Source organism: Polynucleobacter kasalickyi, from assembly GCF_900176405.1.
GTDB lineage: Bacteria > Pseudomonadota > Gammaproteobacteria > Burkholderiales > Burkholderiaceae > Polynucleobacter > Polynucleobacter kasalickyi.
The window spans coordinates 1-20,575 of the sequence record NZ_FWXJ01000004.1 but is presented as its reverse complement, the minus strand read 5'-3'; the positions used below and the strand labels follow the sequence as shown (position 1 = coordinate 20,575).

General features: G+C 42.1%; 20 protein-coding genes. 14 read left to right on the top strand and 6 right to left on the bottom strand.

Translation table 11 applies throughout. The features are described from left to right. Positions 1 to 40: 40 nt before the first annotated feature. Both B8983_RS04765 and B8983_RS04760 read right to left on the bottom strand, forming a co-directional pair. Positions 41 to 1,027, bottom strand: a complete 987-nt coding sequence (locus tag B8983_RS04765) for a tripartite tricarboxylate transporter substrate binding protein (protein ID WP_143736100.1) — start codon at positions 1,025 to 1,027, stop codon at positions 41 to 43. Between the two features lie 81 nt (positions 1,028 to 1,108). Next, entirely contained in the window at positions 1,109 to 1,891 is a 783-nt protein-coding gene (locus tag B8983_RS04760; RefSeq protein ID WP_084282996.1) for an IclR family transcriptional regulator, read from the bottom strand. A gap of 180 nt (positions 1,892 to 2,071) precedes the next feature. Here B8983_RS04760 and B8983_RS04755 point away from each other — a divergent pair, with 180 nt between their 5' ends. The 11 genes from B8983_RS04755 to B8983_RS04705 all read left to right on the top strand — a co-directional run bounded on the left by B8983_RS04755 (position 2,072) and on the right by B8983_RS04705 (position 13,048). Continuing rightward, the gene (locus B8983_RS04755) at positions 2,072 to 3,037 is read left to right on the top strand and encodes a Bug family tripartite tricarboxylate transporter substrate binding protein (protein WP_084282995.1); all 966 of its coding nucleotides are present in this window, start codon (positions 2,072 to 2,074) and stop codon (positions 3,035 to 3,037) included. 58 nt (positions 3,038 to 3,095) lie between these two features. Further along, positions 3,096 to 3,893: an aspartate/glutamate racemase family protein gene (locus B8983_RS04750; protein ID WP_084282994.1), complete on the top strand. Its 798-nt coding sequence runs from the start codon at positions 3,096 to 3,098 to the stop codon at positions 3,891 to 3,893. A gap of 4 nt (positions 3,894 to 3,897) precedes the next feature. Further along, the gene (locus B8983_RS04745) at positions 3,898 to 4,773 is read left to right on the top strand and encodes an HpcH/HpaI aldolase/citrate lyase family protein (RefSeq protein WP_084282993.1); all 876 of its coding nucleotides are present in this window, start codon (positions 3,898 to 3,900) and stop codon (positions 4,771 to 4,773) included. Positions 4,774 to 4,793: 20 nt separating this feature from the next. Beyond that, positions 4,794 to 5,936 (top strand): acyl-CoA dehydrogenase family protein, encoded by a 1,143-nt coding sequence (locus B8983_RS04740; protein WP_084282992.1) that lies wholly within the window; start codon positions 4,794 to 4,796, stop codon positions 5,934 to 5,936. Positions 5,937 to 5,945: 9 nt separating this feature from the next. After that, entirely contained in the window at positions 5,946 to 7,136 is a 1,191-nt protein-coding gene (locus B8983_RS04735; RefSeq protein ID WP_084282991.1) for a CaiB/BaiF CoA transferase family protein, read from the top strand. 24 nt (positions 7,137 to 7,160) lie between these two features. After that, entirely contained in the window at positions 7,161 to 7,610 is a 450-nt protein-coding gene (locus B8983_RS04730; protein ID WP_084282990.1) for a MaoC/PaaZ C-terminal domain-containing protein, read from the top strand. Between the two features lie 9 nt (positions 7,611 to 7,619). After that, entirely contained in the window at positions 7,620 to 8,513 is an 894-nt protein-coding gene (locus B8983_RS04725) for an NAD(P)-dependent oxidoreductase (protein WP_084282989.1), read from the top strand. Between the two features lie 35 nt (positions 8,514 to 8,548). Continuing rightward, a complete protein-coding gene (locus B8983_RS04720; protein ID WP_084282988.1) occupies positions 8,549 to 9,013 on the top strand; it encodes a cupin domain-containing protein in 465 nt (154 codons plus the stop codon). Positions 9,014 to 9,179: 166 nt separating this feature from the next. Beyond that, on the top strand, positions 9,180 to 10,178 hold the full coding sequence (locus B8983_RS04715; RefSeq protein ID WP_159460813.1) for a Bug family tripartite tricarboxylate transporter substrate binding protein: 999 nt from the start codon (positions 9,180 to 9,182) through the stop codon (positions 10,176 to 10,178). A gap of 57 nt (positions 10,179 to 10,235) precedes the next feature. Beyond that, positions 10,236 to 11,630 (top strand): MmgE/PrpD family protein, encoded by a 1,395-nt coding sequence (locus B8983_RS04710; RefSeq protein ID WP_084282986.1) that lies wholly within the window; start codon positions 10,236 to 10,238, stop codon positions 11,628 to 11,630. Next, the gene (locus tag B8983_RS04705) at positions 11,627 to 13,048 is read left to right on the top strand and encodes an MmgE/PrpD family protein (protein WP_159460812.1); all 1,422 of its coding nucleotides are present in this window, start codon (positions 11,627 to 11,629) and stop codon (positions 13,046 to 13,048) included. Before B8983_RS04710 ends, B8983_RS04705 begins: the two co-directional genes overlap by 4 nt. Here B8983_RS04705 and B8983_RS04700 read toward each other — a convergent pair. Next, positions 13,045 to 13,743, bottom strand: coding sequence for a haloacid dehalogenase type II (locus tag B8983_RS04700; RefSeq protein ID WP_084282984.1), 699 nt, complete (start codon positions 13,741 to 13,743; stop codon positions 13,045 to 13,047). The two genes, B8983_RS04705 and B8983_RS04700, sit on opposite strands and share 4 nt — an antisense overlap. 30 nt (positions 13,744 to 13,773) lie before the next feature. Further along, on the bottom strand, positions 13,774 to 14,937 hold the full coding sequence (locus B8983_RS04695; RefSeq protein ID WP_084282983.1) for an acyl-CoA dehydrogenase family protein: 1,164 nt from the start codon (positions 14,935 to 14,937) through the stop codon (positions 13,774 to 13,776). A gap of 157 nt (positions 14,938 to 15,094) precedes the next feature. Between B8983_RS04695 and B8983_RS04690 the strand changes: the two genes are divergently transcribed. The 3 genes from B8983_RS04690 to B8983_RS04680 are packed head-to-tail and all read left to right on the top strand — an operon-like array spanning position 15,095 to position 18,657. Further along, positions 15,095 to 15,880 carry an FAD binding domain-containing protein gene (locus B8983_RS04690; protein ID WP_084282982.1) on the top strand — a complete coding sequence of 262 codons (786 nt, stop codon included), beginning with the start codon at positions 15,095 to 15,097 and terminating at the stop codon, positions 15,878 to 15,880. A 21-nt stretch (positions 15,881 to 15,901) separates the two neighbouring features. Beyond that, entirely contained in the window at positions 15,902 to 16,357 is a 456-nt protein-coding gene (locus tag B8983_RS04685; RefSeq protein WP_084282981.1) for a (2Fe-2S)-binding protein, read from the top strand. Positions 16,358 to 16,362: 5 nt separating this feature from the next. Then, positions 16,363 to 18,657, top strand: coding sequence for a xanthine dehydrogenase family protein molybdopterin-binding subunit (locus tag B8983_RS04680; RefSeq protein ID WP_084282980.1), 2,295 nt, complete (start codon positions 16,363 to 16,365; stop codon positions 18,655 to 18,657). 61 nt (positions 18,658 to 18,718) lie between these two features. Here the strand turns inward: B8983_RS04680 and B8983_RS04675 are convergent, their stop codons facing one another. Next, a complete protein-coding gene (locus B8983_RS04675) occupies positions 18,719 to 19,621 on the bottom strand; it encodes a tripartite tricarboxylate transporter substrate binding protein (RefSeq protein ID WP_159460811.1) in 903 nt (300 codons plus the stop codon). Between the two features lie 76 nt (positions 19,622 to 19,697). Then, on the bottom strand, positions 19,698 to 20,294 hold the full coding sequence (locus tag B8983_RS04670) for a hypothetical protein (protein ID WP_084282978.1): 597 nt from the start codon (positions 20,292 to 20,294) through the stop codon (positions 19,698 to 19,700). Between the last annotated feature and the right edge of the window lie 281 nt (positions 20,295 to 20,575).

Genomic DNA, 20,575 nt, shown 5'->3' with positions numbered 1-20,575 from the left:
CTATTACATTGGTCTGCCAATGTAATAGCCATCTTCCAGATTAATTGGACTCTTTGAGCAAACCTGCACGACCCATAATACCTCTTACAACTTCACGACGCTTGTCCAAAAATGGTGGGACAGCTTCTGGAGCCATATAATTCCAACTTGCATATTGATCTTGCACAAACTTAATAAAATCTGGTTCTTTAGCAGCCTGTTCAATGGCTTTAGCTAGTTTGTTAGCAATGTCTTTAGGCATTCCATTAGGACCAATAATAATATTTAAAGATTCCCAAGTAACTGGGTATCCCAACTCTTTCATTGTCGGCATTTTTTCATAGGGAGGCGGCGGCGCTGACTCGGCCAAAGAAGCTAAAAACCGCACCTGTCCACCTTCTAATAATGCTCTCGCCGAGCCCAAGCCAGCAACTCCTAGTTCCGCATGACCACCACCGACTAGCAGAGCAACTGCTGCGCCAGCACCGGTCACTGGAATACTTGCCATATCTAGATTAGCTCCGGTAAGGAGAGTTTGAGCACCCACCCACCAACTTTGGCCAACACCCGCTGTAGCTAAATTCACTTTACCAGGGTTAGCTTTAACATAAGTAATCGCCTCTTGTGCTGTTTTAAATTGCACATTACTTTTATTTGAAGCAATCAAAATTGGGAAAAATGTTGCGTAGGAGCCTAAGTGTGTAAAGTTCCGATAATCTAGCGGCGACATCCCTTGCAGTTTATTAGTAACGATCGTTGCAGAACCCCAACCAATCGTATAACCATCTGGTTTAGCTAAGCTAATCTCTTTGTAACCAATGGCGCTTCCCGCACCAGGTCGATTAATGATGGTAATGGGTTGACCTAAAATACGGCCAACTCTTTCCATGAGTGGTCTAGCAAGCACATCACCGTCCGCACCAGCTTCCACGGACATAATGAAAGTGATGGGTCTACTCGGATACGACTCTTGGGCAAATAACTGACATGAAAGTCCCAGAGAGATGGTTGCTAAAGCCATTTTCAGCGTGCAAAAAGTTTTCTTCAATTTTTTAGTCTCCTTAAATTTTTAATAATTATGTTTACTACGATATAAATCTACACTACGTTTTGTATCTACTCCCCAAAATTACGACGAGCGCAACTCAAATTCTATTTTTTTTCCTGCATTCATTAAAACCTCCATACATAGTTGCTTTAATTCCGCATTAAAACGAACTTCTGGCACCACAATACTCAAAGCCCCCAAGGGATATAGATTCTCGCCAAGAATTGGGACTGCAAGGGCGATGACTCCAACAGAGTTCTCACCATATGAAAAAGTGACGCCATTTTCAGTATCTTCAATCAACCTAGCTCTTAGTTCCTTTTTGGTGGTAACGGTCCTATCTGTATTTGGCTTTATCTTAAGGTTTTGAAGATAATTCTCTCTCTCAAGCTCCGGTAGTGCATGTAAAACAGCTTTCCCTGCGGCGGCTGAGTACAAGGAAAATTTTACATTCGGAGGCATTCGATAACTTAATGGATAACTAGCCTCGGCACCTAACATGCGCTCAATATGATCCCCCTTAAACACATAAAAAGCAGAAGCCTCTTTGGTCTTTTCCGTCATCCAATTAAGTTGCGCTTGTGCAATTTGGGGCATTTTTATTACATTCTCGCCTTGCTTTATGAGATCGTAAAAGGCTGGGCCCAATAAATACGTATTCTCAGCATGGTTCTTTTCTAAATAATTACGACTGATTAGATTCTTTAGTAAGCCAGAAAGACTACTTTTAGGAATGTCTAAACTAAAAGCAATATCAGTATGCGAAGCACTATTACCCCTTCGACACAAGAGCTCAAGGACGTCTAAAACCCGGTCAGCGGATTTAATGGAAGAGGAAGATTTTTGATCAGATGAGTTAAGCATCAACGAAATATAACAACAATTGAATTCATTTAAAAAATATTGACTTTAATTTAACTTCAGTGCTAGAATATAAACAAGTTCACATATAAGAACTAATTATAACCAAATTAATAAATATAACAAGACAAAATTCAACAATCTAATTGCGGTTGCAATCAGTTAAGGTTGTGGAGGAGACAAATGATGAGACTGAAAAGGTCCTTTTTAATTTTAGGGTTATGTTTGCAAGCGCTACCCGCGTTGGCAGCATACCCTGAAAGCCCTATTAACATGGTTGTATCGTTCGCACCGGGTGGTGCAACTGATATTACTGCCAGGATTGTGGCCTTAGCCATGAGTAAAAATCCAAATGGCCCCCAAATAATTGTTGAAAATCGGCCAGGAGCCGGTGGAGCAGTTGCCACAAGTTATGTGAAAAATGCGAAACCAAACGGCTATACGATTATGCTCACCTCAAGTGTCTACGTAGTGACGCCGAGCTTAAAAAAGCCCTCCCCTTACGATCCGATTAAAGACTTTATTCCAGTTTGTGAAATTGGTGATGCACCCAATGTGGCTGTCGTCAAAGCCAATTCAAAAATTAAAACCTTAGCAGATTTGATTGCGATGGCCAAATCAGATCCTAGTTTGGTGAGTTTTGGTAGCCCAGGAACTGGCACCACACCACACCTTGCTGGTGAAGTATTAAAAATTCGAGCAAAAATAAACATGACTCACATCCCTTATAAGGGTGCAGGTCCAGCGATGACTGACTTAATGGGTGGCCAAACACAAGTACTGTTTGGTAGTTTGGCTTCAGTCATTTCCAATATACAAGCAGGACAAGTCAGAGCAATTGTGCAGACTGGTGATAAACCATGGCCAGATTTACCAAACGTGCCTTTAATGGCTGATGCTGGGATTGAAAATGCTGTTTCTGATACCTTCCAAACTATTTTTGCACCGGTTGGTACACCTCCCGACGTGGTTAGTTATTTAAGCCAACAATGCCTTACTGCACTCAAGAGGCCAGAAGTTGTAGAAAGTCTTAAACAGGCTGGACTCGCAACTACTGCCCTTGACTCAGAAAAAACCTTGGCGCGTATCAAGCGAGAAGTACCTTATTGGCGCGAAGTGATTGAAAAAGGCAACATCACAGGCGAGTAATTCTCGTTTTCTATTTATTATTTGAGCATTAATTTTTCATTCTTCATTAGGAATAATCATGAAAATATGGTGGCAAAGTAGTACAGCAATTCATCGTTTAGATGACTATAGAAATACCTTAACTAAAAATTTAAACGATTTAAAACGTCCAGACGTAGAAGTTCATGTGAATGGTGTGGATGATGGATCGATGGATTTACATTACAACGCTGTGGTGGCAATGAATAGTTATGGCGTAGGTGGTGTTTTAAATAAAATGATGCAAGCTGAAGAGCAAGGTTATGACGCAGTTGCCATTGGTTGCTTTTTAGATCCTGCGATGCAAGAAGCTAGAGAAATTCTGCAAATCCCGGTGTTAGGTTTAGGTGAAGCGAGTATGTTGATGGCGTGCATGTATGGCGCCAAGTTTTCAGGCATTGCATTTCACAAAAAGCAATCGCAATACTACGATCGCAAGGCTTTTGAATATGGCTTAAGTTCTAGACATATTCCATTTGGAGATTTAGGCATTGACTTTACCGAAGTACAAAAAGCATTTACTAGCCCAGGTCAAATGACTGATAACTTTTTAAAAGAATCACGTCGCCTCGCTAGTCAGGGAGCTGAAGTCATTTTGGCGGCATGCGCCACCGTGAATGCAATTATTCGCCGTGAAAATATTACTGAAGTTGATGGGGCATTAATTATGGATTGCAACGCAGTTTTACTAAAAACTACTGAAGCAATGGCTGATTTAAGTAAAACAATTGGCTTAAATGCAAGTCGCAAATTACTGTATCAATCACCTGCGAATCCTGACCTTAATCGTTGGAAACAAATTTATGGTTTCCGTTCACAAGCACAACTAAAACCTTGAGTCTATGAGAATCATTCGAACTGCCCTTTTTGCACCAGGCACTAACCAAAAAGTCATGGCGAAAGCTGTGGCTAGTCCTGTCGATGCAGTCCTCTTCGATTTAGAAGATTCTGTTGCATTAGATTCAAAAGCACTCGCTCGGCAAATGGTTCGGGAAGCAATTACAGAGCTGCACAATTCGACCAGAGAAGATAAACCTTATGTTATGGTTCGAACGAATGCTGCAGATACTGGCATGCTAGAAGAGGATATTGCCCAGATTGCTGTAGCGGGATTAGATATGGTGTTTATTCCTAAAGCTGAGCAACCAGATGACATGAAGAAAATCGATCAGCAACTCGAGTCTTTAGAGAAAGAACGTGGTCTAAATCGGATTGCAATTGGTCTGCAAATAGAGTCAGCTATCGGTGTGTACAACTGCTATAACATTATCAAAGCAACTTCCAGGATTCAATTGACTAGCTTGGGAACAGCCCAAGACGGCGATTTACAAAATGACCTGGGTTGCGGATGGTCCGTGGATGGCCCTGAAATGTTATATGCCCGCTCTAAAGTTTTACTTGATTCAAAAGCAGCTGGGAATGTCATTAGTATTGATGGTGTTTTTGCAGACCTGAATGACGAGGAAGGCTTAATGATTGAATCAAAAATGTCAGCTAGTCTGGGCTATGTAGGTAGAACCATTATTCATCCAAAGCAAATTGCCATCGTCGAGCAAGCTTATGGAATTACACAAGCGACCCTGGATTACTACCACTTAATTGTGAAAGAATTTGAAGCGGCTGAACAAAAAGGCGTTGCCGCTATCACGATCAATAATAAGTTAGTCGACTATGCAATGTATCGTCAGGCGAAACGATTGATTTCTACCGTTCAATAAAAAAGTTAATTATCTCATCTATGAATTTCGCCCTCAGTTCTGACCAAGAAAATATCCAGCATCACTTAACTGCCTTGCTAAAGGATATTTGCACCCCCGAATATGTTCAGCGGTGTGATGAACAACAAAAACCTCCACAGGAAGCATTTGATGCTTTAGCCAAAAATGGTTGGTTAGGTTTAATCGCTCCAGAATCTCTTGGTGGTGCTGGTGGTTCAGCGACTGACTTGGCTGTGATGTTAGACGTTTTAGGTTATCACTTTGAAGAGTTGGGACTTTGGGTGTTCCGTAATCTCACCTATGGTTGCTACGCTGTCATGAAACATGGGACGAAAGAGCAGATTGAAACTTTAGTCCCCAAAGTGATTACTGGAGAAATGTCCTTTTGTTTTGGTCTAACAGAGCCAGATTCAGGTTCTGATGCGAGTGCTCTCACGACGAAGGCCACTAAACACGGGGATGAGTATGTTCTAAATGGTCGGAAAGTGTATACCTCCGGGATGGATATTAGTGACTATTGTTTATTAGTCGCAAGAACCAGTAATTTAGAGAGAAAACAACAAGGTATTACGACTTTCTTAGTAGATACCAAACTACCTGGTATCGAAGTAAAAAAATTGCAAACGCTTGGACAACGGGCGATTGGTACTACCGAAGTCCTCTATAGTGATGTGCATATTCCAGCATCATCGATTCTGGGCAAATTGGATCATGGTTGGACTGGTGCTGATGATTATTTGTGTTATGAGCGTTTATGTTTGTCCGCGGCTAGAACTGGTGCTGCACGCTCAGCGTTTGACATTGCCCTTGAGTATGCAAAAACCAGAGTTCAATTTGGTAAACCTATTGGTAAATTTCAAGCGGTGTCTCACAAGCTGGCTGAAATGAAATCAATGCTTGATATTGCACAGACCATGGTATATCGCTATGCCTGGTTAATGGAACAAGGAAAAAATACTCGTCAAGATGCAGCGATTCTAAAGTTATATACCAGTGAATCCTACAAATCTATTAGTGATATGTGCCTGCAAATTCTCGGTGGTTACGGCTATTGCATGGAATATCCAATGCAACGGTTCTTCAGAGATTCGCGCTTAGCTACGATTGGTGGCGGTACTTCTGAAATTCAAAAAAATATTATTGCTAGTTCACTAGGTTTATAGGAGTCGTGCGTGTCACAGTCACTTAAGGGTATTCGCATCATTGAACTAGGCCAAATTATTGCTGGCACTTATGGCGGTCAAATTTTATCTGACTTAGGTGCAGAAGTCATTAAAGTTGAATCGCCAACAGGTGATCTTGGACGTAACCCGTCGGTGGCACCCTATAAGGGTCATAGTGGGCTTTTTCTAACATTTAATAGAAACAAAAAAAGTGTCGTAATTGACATGAAAAATCCTGAAGGTAGAGCTACCTTTTTGGAGTTGGTGAAGCATGCTGATGTGGTTGTAGACAATTTTAGAGCAGGCGTAATGCAACGATTAGGCATTGATTACAGCGTCCTAGCGGCAGTCAACCCACGCATCATTCATTGTTCAATCACTGGTTTTGGTTCAGAAGGTGACTACAAAGACTATCCAGCGCTCGATATTATTATTCAGGCGATCAGTGGTCATATGGCGATTACGGGGGAACCGAACCGCCCTCCGGTCAGGCTAGGTATTCCTTTGGCCGATTTAAGTGGTGGTATTTTTTCTAGTCAAGGCATCTTGGCAGCGCTTTATGAAAGAGAAAAAACTGGTAAAGGTCAGCATTTAGAATTGGCGATGTTTGATGCCATGTTAAGCCTGTTAACCTATATGGGCACAATGTGGCTCAATAATGGTGAGTTACCTAAGCCACCAGGTTCTGGGCATGAATATTCTGTTCCTTGGCAGGCCTTCGAAACTCATGATTCCTATGTAGTGATTGCAGCGCGGGAAGAGCGTCATTGGAAAAATCTTTGTAAATCTCTCAATGTTGAATCACTAGGTGAAGATCCGCGTTTTTTAACGAACTTTACTCGCGTCAAACATCGTGATGAACTCATGGCCCTCCTCATCCCAATTCTACAAAGTGATAGCACTGAGAATTGGATGAAAAAATTCCGCGCGGATGATGTTCCAGCTAGCCCAGTTAATCATTTTGATCAAGCTTTTAGTGAGCCGCCTGCTATTCAAAACCAAGCAGTGATTGAATGTGATCACCCCGCGGTTGGTAAATTCAAGATGCCTGCCTATCCAGTCAAAATGGGCAATAGCAATGAAGTCATTGCACAACCAGCGCCAGATCTTGGACAACATACAACCGATGTATTAAAAGAGATTTTAGCCCTAGATGACGCTCAGATTTCGAGCCTCAGGGCATCTGGTGCAATTCATTAATTTTAGTTATCAAGGAGATTTCAGATGGTTGGACTTTATTGGGAAGAATGGGAAGTTGGCAAATCATTTACAACTGCAGCAAGAACGATAACGGAAACTGACGTAGTAAATTTTGCAGGGATTTCTGGCGACTACAATCCACTTCATATCAATGAAGAGTATTGTAAAAAAACGCAATTTGGCACCCGAATCGCACACGGTCCACTCATTTACGCAGTGGCTGCTGGCTTGTTATTTCAACTGCATCTATATGACGACACCTTGATTGCTTTTTTAGGTTTTGAAAGTCTTAAATTTACCAAACCAGTCAAGATCAATGACACTATTTATGCAAAGGTCACGGTTACTGAAGTATCCGAAACATCGAAGCCCGACCGTGGCGTCATGAAGCGTGTGTTGCAAGTATTTAATCAACACGATGAAATGGTCCAAGAGGGTGTTCAAGCTTTCCTCATGAAACGTAAACCGGTATAAATTAAGAGAATGACTCCTAAAAAAATTGGCTTTATTGGCCTAGGCCTCATGGGTGGTTGGATGGTAAAACATTTACTGGCTAGTGGGCACACTGTGCTTGGCTATGATCGCAACGAAGAGCAAATGAAAGCGCTGCTCCCAAGCGGTTTGACACCAGTCAAAAACATCAGCGACTTACCCAATCTAGTAGATGTGATTATTTTTTCATTACCAACATCGCAAATTGTCAGCCAAGTCATTCACGAGGATCTTCGATTGATTGAGCGCCCTATGAAGGACTTGGTCATGATTGATACATCTACGGCAGATCCTCGCTTGTCAAAAGAACTAGCTGAAAAAATAGCGAGTCAGGGGATGTATTTCTTAGATGCTGCTGTCAGTGGCACTAGCGAAATGTGTAAAGCAAAAGATACTCTGTTCATGGTCGGTGGTTCTGAAGCAATGTATAACAAATGGTCGGAGCTTTTTGCCGATATGGGACGTGAGTCGGTCTTTATGGGCGAAAGTGGTGCTGGATCAGCGATCAAATTAGTGGTTAACCTCGTTCTAGCAATTAACCGGATGGGTATGGCTGAAGGCTTAACTTTGGCAAAACAAGCAGGTATTGATCAAGCAAAAGCATTAGAGGTATTAAAGAAATCAGCCGCTTATTCCAAATCAATGGATCAAAAAGGATCGCGCATGGTGGAACGTAATTTTTATCCGCCCATTGGTCATTTATCCACCCACTACAAAGATGTACAACTCATGGTTTCTTATGCAGGATCGTTGTATTGCCCGGTTCCTGTGATTAGTCTAGCCGCTCAAGCATTAGCTTCCGAAATGTCAAAAGGAGCACATGATAGAGATAGTTCTGCCATGATTTGTTTTTACGACGGGTTAGTCGCAGCACAAAAAAAATGATCAGGAAGTGATCGCCAATTATTTTAGGATATTAAATGAACCTTAAACCTACTTTAGAAATTCACAATCAAGCAGATTACCCAGGAAAACGTGGCGTTACGGATGGTCAAACTTATCAGCGCTTAGTCGGTTGGCCAGAAGTCAATCAAACTGACCGCGTCAGGCTTGGAAGAGCCACCTACGCTCCTGGCACTTATGAACAACTACATTGGCACCCCATTGAAGCTTGCTACTATGTGATTGCTGGCAGTGCTACCGTACGAAATGTAGCTGGGGATGAATTCGAAGTCGGTCCAGGCTCAATTATTTATGCTCCTCCAGGAATAGCTGGTGCGCACGAGTGGGAAGTAAAGGAACATTTAGAGATTCTGGATATTCGCGCATGTAATGAAACGAATCGAAAAATGCAATATACCGTCGATAAAGAAACTATGAGATCTTATATCGACCTAGAGGACATTCACTATCGTGATGCGATTAGCTTTAAATCACATTACTAAATATTCAGAATAGGTGAAATTTCAGTGTCATTGATTGGTAAAAAAATATTTTTTTACCAATTGGATGGCACTACCAATTGGATGGCACTATTTACGCTTTTCTAAAATTCACAACTGTCTATAATGATTGAAGTCTTTTTGACCTTATCCATTGAGTGAGTTGCGATTGAAAAATTTTTTATTTATTGCCAAATCCAGGAATTTCATTCCTCTTTTTATTCTTCAATTTTTCCTATTAGCCACTGTTTACGCTGTAGAACCAACAACATACCCTAATCAAACGGTGCATGTCACAACGCCTTTTCCTCCAGGTGGGGCAGCTGATGTCGTAGTTCGTTTGGTGAGTCAAAAACTATCTGAAGAGCTCGGCGTTTCATTCATCGTGGAAAATAGGCCAGGTGCAGGTGGCTCTATTGGTGCAAAATACATTTCTCAGTTACCACCAGATGGCTATAACTTATTAATTACATCAAGCAGCACGATGTCAATCAATCCACATTTTATGAAAAAGATTGGCTATGACCCTTTCACAAGCTTTACGCCAATTTCATTAATTGGTTATTCACCTAACGTTTTTGTGGTTACACCTAACCTGCCCTTCAAAACCGTTCAAGAATTTATTGCTGCAGCAAAAGCACAACCCGGTAAGTATAATTTCGCCTCCAACGGGCCAGGGACTTCTAGTCATTTAACTGGTGAGCTCTTCCAACAGAGTGCTGGCGTTGAATTATTACATGTTCCTTATAAGGGTGCTTCTCCCGCCGTGGTGGATGTAGCTGGAGGTCAAGTAACTGGTTTATTTGCAGCTTTTGCGAGCGTTGGTCCACTCATCAAATCAGGCAAACTGAAGGCACTTGGTGTTACGAGCATGAAAAGGATGGAGATTGCCCCTCAAATTCCGACCTTAAACGAATCCGGATTACCCAATTTTGAATCTTTACAATGGTGGGGCGTTTTTGCTCCAGCGAATTTACCTGTAAATATTCAAGTAAAGTTAAATGAGGCGATGAATAAAATACTGAAGCAGCAAGAAACGAAAACGCGCTTTGCTGAAGAATCAATTATGGTTTTAGGTGGCTCACCAGAGGACTTAAAAAACTATTTAAGGAATGATTTCAACAAATGGGGCAAGCTTATTTCTTCAGGCAAATTTAGTCTGAATTAATGTGAGCTTTCTAGCTGATTCATCACCTATTATTTAAATAACTACCTCACGTCTCTCATGCAACCCAACTCTATTCCTGTTACAGCCCAATTAGCTAAATTCATCTCTCATTTAACTTGGGAAGACATCCCCCAGCATATACAAGACTTGATGCCTGTTTTATTAATTGATATTTTTCGCTCAGCCTCGGTGGGAGTGGAACAGTCTTGGACTAAAACAATTCATCAAACGTACCAATCAATTCAATCGGCAGATACAAATAGTCCTATTTGGTTTTCTGAGGCAATGGCAGAAGTGTCTAAAGCCTCTTTTATTAATGGCACCGCCTGTGGTAGCTTGGACTGGGATGATTCCCATGTGGCGGCAATTATTCACCCTGGTATTTGTATTTGGCCGGCAGCCTTGAGCATCGCCTATTTACAAAAATCCACGGGGAAAGAACTACTGACAGCGGTGGTAGCAGGCTATGAAACTGCCATCCGTATCGGCATGAGTATTCAGCCAGAACACTCCCTTAGAGGTTTTCAGGGTACTCCAACTTGTGGGGCTTTTGGTGCCGCAGCAGCTTGTGCAAAACTCTTAAAGTTACCTGAAGAAAAAATTCAAAATGCCTTGGGTATTGCAGCTACTTTTGCTTGTGGACTTTCTCAGTTTTTTGTCTCTGGTTCAGATATAAAACGTTTTCATGCTGGCAAAGCTGCGGCTAATGGCGTTGAAGCCGCTCAATTAGCTCAGGTTGGATTATCAGGTCCACACGATGCCATCGAAGGCACGCAAGGGTTCGCTCGCGCTTTTTCGGATCGTTTTTCGGCAGAAACTGCCGTTCGGGAATTGGGTAGTTACTTCCCGACCGAGTCTATTTCTTTGAAGCCTCATGCAAGTAGCGTGCGGATGCAAGCTGCGATTGAAGCTGCTGCCGTGTTAGCAAGACAAGGAGCAACCATTGATCAAATTGAGTCCATCGTCATTGGGGTTCACGGCGCAATGGTAGGTAAATTGACAACGAATACACCAAGAGATTTTCAACAAGCACAGTTAAGTACGCCCTTTGCAGTTGCGATGGCCATAAAACTAACACCAAATCGGTCTGAACCTTTAAGCTTAGCCATTAAAGATTATGAAGAGTGCTTTAAGCAAGCCGATGTGCACGCCTTATCCTTAAAAACAAATTGCGTAGTTGACGCCGAAGTTGAACAGGAAACCACCATGGAATCAGTGCCCGCGAGAGTTACTTGCACCTTGAAGAATGGGCAAGTCCTTGAGCACTTCATTAAGTTTCCTAAAGGTTGTCCTGCCAATCCAATTACTTTGGATGAAGTCGCCCTTAGGTTTAAATCCATTGCCACGCCTACTTTTGGCTGTGAAGCCGTGGAAACATGGTTAGCAAGCGCACTCCATTTAAGTGAACTTGAATCCATCCAACCACTATTTTCATTAAAGTTAATTCAGTGAACTCAACAACTTCCCCCACCCTACAACTCGCCACCTTCGTAGCAAATACTTTCTTTGAAGATTTGCCGAGCGATGTTCAAGAAAAATTACATCTTTTTTATTTAGACTACTTACGTGTCGCCTCAGTAGGTAAAAGGATGCCATGGAGTGAGTGGGCTGAAAACTTTATTAAGGCCAGTTCACAACTTGGGCAAAGTGCGGTGTTATTTTCTGACCAAAAGCTTGATTCACAAAGTGCGGCTTTTTTAAATGCGATCTATTCTGGCAGTATTGACGCGGATGACGTACATGTTGGCTCGATGCTGCACCCTGGTTGCGTCGTTTTTTCTGCGGCGCTTGCGGTTGGTCAAAGTCTAAATCGTTCAGGCTCGCAAATTCTCAGTGCGGTTTTTTGCGGATATGAAGCAATGATTCGGATTGGGTTAGCTATTCAACCAAGTCATTTCAAGAGAGGCTTTCAAAGTACCTCCACTTGTGGCGTTTTAGGAGCCGCTATTGCAGCTGCAAAACTGATTCACTTTGAAAAGGATCGAGAAACCCAAATTGAAAAAATTGCTCAAACGCTTGGTATCGGATCATCCTTTGCGGGTGGCTTAGTACAATTTTTTCACTCAGGCTCAACCGTCAAAAGACTGCATGCGGCACAAGCAGCAAGTTCCGGAGTAAGGGCCGCCCTGCTCGTTGATGCAGGATTTTCTGGGCCAATGGATATTTTAGAAGGCAAAGATGGTTTTGCAAAAGCTTACAGTGATGAGTCCAACTTGACGCAAGCCTTTGCAACACTTGGCAAGACTTTTGTGGTTCATGAGGTGTCGATCAAACCGCACGCTTGTAGTGCGCGGGTTCTATCGGCAATTGAAGCAGCACAACTAATTATTTCAGAGCTATCTGCTGGTAATGGGGAAGCAACAACTTTGGATTGCTCCTCAATTGCAAGTATTACACTCGGAATACCGAAAGTGATCCAGGGCAGACTGACGCAAAATAACCCAGCAGATTTACAAGCTGCTCAAATGAGTGCGCCATTTGCGGTGGCACTCAGTCTTCATCATGCCATTCATCACTTAAATCCAACCCTCAACATTACTGACTTTGAACAAGGTCTTGCAGATCTCGAAATCATTCGTTTAACGCAGATGGTTGAATGTGTTCTTGATGATGAGGTGGAACAGACTAGTTCTACTGAATCGGTCAGTGCCAAGTTAACGATTACCTTGACGAACGGCAAAACTTTTGTAAAGTTTATTGCTGCGCCTCAGGGTAGTATCACCCGACCGTACGACTTAAAAGATCTTCAAGACTTACTGACCTCTGAATTGTTAACCCGTTACAACCCGGCAAGAACCCAAGGGGTAGTTGAGACAGCAAGTAATTTTAGTCAACTAACATCCATTATTACAAATACGTTACCAACTTAAGTCGACTCTTGATGGAAGATTGAGGGCAAGTCCGACAAACTACGCCCTTCGTAATGAGGTGGTTCGCCAATTTCTTCAAAAGGTAATTGGGAGCGATTGACCCAAAATACATCGTAGCCAAACCAAGCAGCGCCCACCACATCCCAAGCATTAGAAGAGACAAAGAGAATCTCTTCTTTTTTGATGGAGAATGCATCGATTAATAATTGGTAACTCTGTGGTGCGGTTTTGAACAGCCTCACCTCTTCCACGGTAACCACTTGGTCTAGATAGCCCTCTAGTCCATTACTACTGACCACAGTTTTCAACATCTCCCGACTACCATTAGAGAGGATTGCCGTCGCAAGGCCTTTTTGCTTCAGCGCTTGCAACACGGAGGATGCATCTGCAAAAGCACTTAACTTGGCATATTGCGTCATTAAAAGTAATTCTTTTTGTGCCGTTAAACTCAATTGCAATCTCTTACACACATACCGTAAAGCGCGAATGGTAATTTCCCAAAAAGGTAGATAATATTTACTACCCAAAGGATTAGGATCGCTCATCGTAACGAGTCTGGTGTACTCAATTTGACGATCACGCCACATCACAGAAATGATCTCTCCATGACCGGGAAATAGCTCCTCGGCTAATTGCCCCATCGAATACACGTCAAATAGCGTACCATAAGCATCAAAAGCAACTAATTTATACAAGGTGTGACTCCGCAGCTAAACAAAAAACTATTATTTTTTTAAATTGAGAATCTTTCTTGCCATGCTCCAGCGGTGCACCTCGCTTGGACCATCATAGATTCTAAAGGCTCTAAGGTCTTTAAAGATGCGCATCACGATCGTCTCACCAGTAACCCCTTGCCCGCCTAGTATCTGTACACAACGATCCACTACTCGCCACTGCGCTTCGGCACAAATCGTTTTCGCACGGCTCGATTCAAAATTACCTTTTTCACCTTGATCGAGTAACCAAGCTGTATGCCAAATATGCAACCTTGCTGTTTGTAAGTCCATATCATTGTCCGCCAACATAAAACCTACACCTTCATGGGTTCCTAATACTTGGCCAAACGCTTGACGATTACGGGCATATTCCACAGCAATATCATTTGCTCTTCTCGCTTGCCCTAACCAACGCATACAATGCGTAAGTCTTGCCGGCGCTAATCGAACTTGTGCGTAACGAAACCCCTTGCCGACGGCGCCTAAGACGTTTTCCTTAGGCACTCTCAATTGATTAAACTCTACGACAGCATGGCCGCCGGTAAAACAAGAGTCTAGTGCCTCCATTTGACGAACCACTTTAATACCTAAGACGTCCATGTCCGATAAAAACATGGTCGCGCTACCATCTTCCATTTTGGCCATAATAATGGCAAATGAGGCTCCAACAGCCCCAGTAATAAACCATTTAGTACCATTAATCACATAATCATTTCCATCCAAAACCGCTGTGGTATTGAGCATTGAAGGATCTGCCCCGGCACCAGGGGCTGGTTCTGTCATGGCAAAACAAGAACGAATTTTTCCTTCGACTAAGGGCTTCAACCAACGCTCTTTTTGCTCAGGGCTCGCAACTTCTGACAATAAATGAATATTTCCTTCATCAGGGGCGTGCACATTTAGGGCAATAGGACCTAAGGTGGAATAGCCAGCCTCCTCAAAAACAATTGCTTTTTCTACGTGACTGAGTGCTAAGCAACCATACTCTTTAGGGCCGTGTGGTGTTAGTAAGCCAATTTTCTTGGCTTTTTCGATAAGTTCATGTTTCAATGATTCGTGTGGACCATGAGCATCTTGACGCGGATCATTCTCCATTGGAATGATTTCTGTTTTGATAAATTCTCTAACTTTCTCTTGTAGAGAGAGTAATTCAGGACTGAGTGAAAAATTCATAAATAAGCCTCGAAAGATGGATTGCTTTTGGTATGTTTAATATTCTATACATTAATTTCACAACTATTGGCGATTGCAGAAGTTTGAAACAGATTTGATAAACTTTTAAAGCATTTTTGCGATATGATTAAAGATAAATATTATTCAGTAGAGACCTATGTATCCTTTTAATTATCTTCGCCCTAAATCCATCCTTGAGGCACAGCAACAAGTTCGCCTTGATTCCGAATCTAAATTTATTGCTGGTGGTATGACTCTTCTTCCAGCGATGAAGCATCGCCTCGCGAATCCTAGTCATTTAATTGATATTGGTCAACTTCAAGAGTTAAATGCTATCGCATCAAAAGATGGGCGACTAGTCATTGGCGCTACTACCAAGCATCGAGAAGTTAGCAATCATCCTTTGGTTTCCTCGAGTATTTTGGGCTTAGCGCAACTGGCTAATTTGATTGGTGATCCCCAGGTAAGGGCAAGAGGAACCTTAGGTGGATCTCTCGCAAACAATGACCCTTCCGCCGATTACCCAGCTGCCGCTCTCGCGCTAAATGCCAATATCGTTACCGATGAGCGCATTATTCCAGCTAAAGACTTTTTTCTAGGCCTTTATACGACTTGTTTAAATGATGGGGAAATGATTCAAGAAGTCCAGTTTCAAATCCCATTACAAAGCACTTATGTCAAATTAAAACAAGCGGCTTCAGGTTATGCCTTAGTCGGCGTTTTTGTAGCTCAATTTGGTCCAGATGATTTTTCTATTGCCGTGACAGGAGTTGGCGACGGCGTGTTTCGATGGACGGATGCAGAATTTGCTCTGCGTAAAAAGAAGGCGCTGCCCCCTCTTCAGCATGATCAATTAATTGAAGATATTCATGCTTCTGGAAAATATCGTGCCCATATGACAAAGGTCTTGCTAGAAAAAGCCCTCACCCAATTTACCCAATAACTTATTTAGGTTTTTTAAAGAATGAAAATCACTATTAACGGTACTGTGCAAGAAGTCACAGTGAATGACAATACTTTATTGGTTGACCTCATTAGAGACCATTTACACTTAACCGGTACTCACGTTGGCTGTGATACCAGTCAATGCGGTTGTTGCACGGTGCAAATGAATGGAACCTCCATTAAATCCTGTACGATTCTTGCTCTGCAAGCAGCTGATTCAGAAATCACGACGATCGAAGGATTAGCGCAGCAAGGTCTTCACCCAGTGCAAGAAGCTTTTTCACAAGAGCACGGCTTACAGTGTGGTTTTTGTACCCCTGGCATGATTATGAGTACAGTTCAACTCCTCAAAGACTTTCCTAATCCAACGGATGATCAGATTATTGCGGGTCTTGCTGGCAATCTCTGCCGTTGTACTGGTTATGTCAATATCATCGCTGCCGTGAAATCAGCAGCGAAGAAAATGCAAGGATAATAAATATGCACAATGATCACTTACTAAGAAAAGAAGACGAGCGCCTCATTACTGGTCATGGCAAATATTCGGCAGATTGGTATTACGATGGGATGTTATTTGCTTTCATTATCAGATCACCCTATGCGCACGCTAATATTAACGCGATGGACTTTTCTGATGTCGAGTCGGCGAATGGTGTGGTTAAAGTATTAACGCATCAGGATGTTTCTTTAGCAAACTATAAAGGAATTCCAACCGGAACGACCGCACAAAATCCTGACGGCCAAACCCAAATCGTTGCGCCGATGCCCATTTTGGCGCAGGATAAAGTGTTGTTCGTGGGTCAACCCGTAGCAATGGTTATTGCGGACACTCTTGAGAACGCAATAAACGCAGCGGAGCTTGCCGCGATTGATTATGACATTCTGGAGGCAGTGACAGATTACAGTAGTGCAACTGCCGAAGGTGCGGCGACACTCCATGCTTCGGCCGACAATAACAGATCTATTATTTACCGCAATGGTGATCATGCAAAAGTAGATGAAGCCTTCCGTAAAGCAGCCTTCGTAAGTCATGTAACCATCCATAGTCAACGCCTGATTGGGAATCCCATGGAGCCTAGAGCAGTAGTTGCCAACTATGACGCAACAACTGACATTGTTAAACTGCACGCTCCGACTCAAGGTGTCAATGGGATGCATGGTTTCTTATCCCACATTACTGGACTTGGCCCCGAAAAAATTGAGATTGAAACCCATGATGTAGGCGGTTCTTTTGGAATTCGAAGTGGCGCTTACAGTGAGCACGCCCTAGCAATCTTAGCAACTAAAGTTTTGGGTAAGCCGATTAAATGGGTCGGTAGTCGCTCTGAAGTGATCTTATCTGACTGGCATGGCCGCGCACTTGAACTAAATGGCTCCATTGCGTTGGACGAAAGTGGCAATTTCCTAGCGATACGATTTGCAGACAAAGTAGATATTGGGGCTTACAACTGTTACTTTGGTTCATTTATAGGCACTAGAAATATCTCCATTACGATGGGTGGTGTTTATAAAATACCAGCTCTAGCCATGAGTTCAGAGCTTTACTACACGAATACAGTACCCGTATCAGCTTACCGAGGTGCTGGCAGACCGGATATTGCCTATGCAGTTGAACGTTTAGTGGATCATGCGGCTAATGAGCATGGGTTTGATAAAGTTGCCCTGCGTAAAAAGAACTTCGTACCAGTCCAAGACTTTCCTTACACCAACGCCATTGGCACTACGATTGATAGCGGCGATTTTATACAAGTCATTGATCGTGCTATTGAGCTCAGTCAGTACAAAACGTTTGAAGAAAGACGGCAGAAATCGGCTGAAATGGGGAAACTACGCGGGATAGGTTTAGCTTATTTTATTGAATCTTCTGCTGCCGGTAATTTTGCTAAAGACCAAATTGAAGGTAAATTCAATCCCCAGGGTGAATTACAAATTTTTGGCGTTACTGGCGCTTCTGGTCAAGGTCATGAAACATCCTTTACGCAAATTGCAGCAGACACACTCGGTTATCCTGTTGAAAAAATCTCCTACACTGCTGGCCAAGCTGATCATAAGGTCATTGGCAATAGTACAGGAGGGTCTAGGACGCTCTATGGTGCTGGCAGTGCCGTGAAAAATATGTGCGTACAGTTTGTAGAAAAATTTCAGCCTTTGGCTGCCGCTCGGCTTGGGACAACGACTGATGCGATCGTCTTTGCAGATGGCCGCTGGTCAGCAGCAACTCAACATCAGACAATTTCCTTTGCCGAATTATTATCTAGTTTGATGAGTGAAAACTCATGGTCAGAAGATCAATTCAGCGTCATGGGCGAAGCTCAGTCTGGTTCAACTTACCCGAATGGTTGCCACATTGCCGAAGTTGAAATTGATCCCAATACTGGTGTGACAGATATTATTTCCTACACAGCAGTTGACGATACGGGAGTAATTATCTCGCCCAAACTGGTTGAAGGACAAATTCATGGTGGCGTTGTACAAGGTATCGGCCAAGCTTTTTATGAAAGAACAGTTTACGATGCGTCAGGGCAACTGCTTACTGGCTCTCTCATGGATTATGCCTTGCCTAAAGCGGGATGTATTACCAACTTTATTTGTGACCATGTGGAAGTACCAACTACTTCCAATCTCTTAGGTGCAAAAGGGGTTGGTGAGTCTGGTTGCTCTGGATCATTGCCTTCATTGTCAAACGCGATGGTTGATGCACTAAAAGGTCATGGCATCACAAATCTAGAAATGCCGTTTACGCCGTCCAAAGTTTGGGGTTTACTGAACGCTTAGTTACTGGGGCTGTCGTTATAAGGAAAAATCTAAAAGCCTTATAACGACTAAATAGTGCAGATTACTTTAATTGATTCAAGAAAGCTTTTCTTGTAGCAATTTCGTTTTTAACAAACTCTTGCATTTGATCAACGGATAGATTCATCGAAGATTGTGCATTTTCCGCCATAAATCTGCGCCACTCGGGTGTTTTTTCTACATTGGCAATCGCAGTTGTTAGTTTAGTCAGCACTTCATTAGAGGTACCTTTTTTGACCATAATACCCCGCCAAAGAGATTCGACAATATTGAACCCTTTTTCTTTAAAGGTTGGCACTTTGGGAAAATACAAATCTCTTTTAGCTGTACTCAATGCCAATAAGCGAATATCGCCATTTTGGATTTGAGAGATTGCTGAACTTGGGGTAATCACTGCAGCGGGTACCTGACCACCTAACAACGATAAAACAACTTGTCCAGCACTTGTATAAGGCACCCAAGCACCTTTGAAATTTGCTTGCTGTTGAAATTTTGAATACACTAGTTGATTAAATCCAGCATTGCCATACCCAGCAATATTCACTTTTTCTGGTTCATTTTTAACAAACTGTAAAAAATCCTCCAAGTTTTTAATGGGGCTAGATTTGACGACGGCTAATGCAGTCGGCTCTGATTGCAAACCACTAATAAAAATAAAATCATTTTCGGTAAAGGATGCGTTCCCTTCCGCCAACATAAATGAGGTAGACCCAGTAGCAGTCACAATCGTATAACCATCTGCTGCTTGATTCAAGGCATAATTCATCGCCAAAATACCTGTACCGCCTGGTTTATTTTCTACAATCACCGGTTGTTTCAGTTCATCACTCAACATTTTTGCCATAGTGCGAGCCATCGTATCTAATGGCCCCCCGGCTGCTGTTGAAGAGATAAAACGGATAGGTTTATCTGGATAGGCCGCCTCTACATAAGTACTAAAGCACATGAGAAGCACCCAAAAAATTTGCGAGAGTTTCGATAATGGGTTATTTATTTTCTTCAACATTTTTAACTAAACCTGTTTATTTTGAGACTACTTTATTATTGGGGACGTTGCTTTCACTTGAATTCAAGTAAATCGTTGATTTTTGTCCTTGAAAAGTAATCGTCGCTGAATTATTAGTGATTGATTGCAAAAATAAACCCTTGCCAAAAGTCTCCCCAACTTCAATAGGGCCAATATTTTTGCCGTCAATATCGAAAATCACATAACCTTGAGCATTATCTGGTTGATCCTTAGTAATCATGATTCCTTGGATCTTAATACCATCGAGATGAATGACTTTTTTACTAAATAAATGACTTGGATCATTTTTCAAGCCGACTTGATAATAAGTCATTTGGGACTTACCATTTTGTAACCATGGGAACTGAAAAATACTGCAGAAGAACCCAACAATCAGACTGATTGTCGCAATTAAAAACACTGCGCGTAACCAACGAGCGACTTGATTGGGATCAATGTTGGGTTGAAATAAGGAAGTGGAATCTCTAAATTTCATTGCATCATTGAACCGGCCAAAATCCCATTGAACCCGCCGCCCATGCAATAGCTCGCTAGGTGAAGAATTTAACACCTGAAATAATTTAGAAAGAATACTTTTAATTTTTTCGCTCATGAATATCTAAAACAATTTATTGGGCCGTTCAAAAGATATTTATCTGTGAAATGTCAAAGGTTTACTTGAAGAAAAAAAGTAAAATTGCTTACTAAAACTATACAAATTATTGGTTTTAAGGAGTTTTTTTAAGAATTTAGTATATATTTATATTGTAGATAGTTTAACTTATTTTATTTACTCAGATGGATTCAAGTACGAAGTGCAACACGTTTTAAGGACTGCATAAATACTTCGTTGGGTGTTTTAAATCCTAATCTTTTTCTTGGTCGGTTATTTAA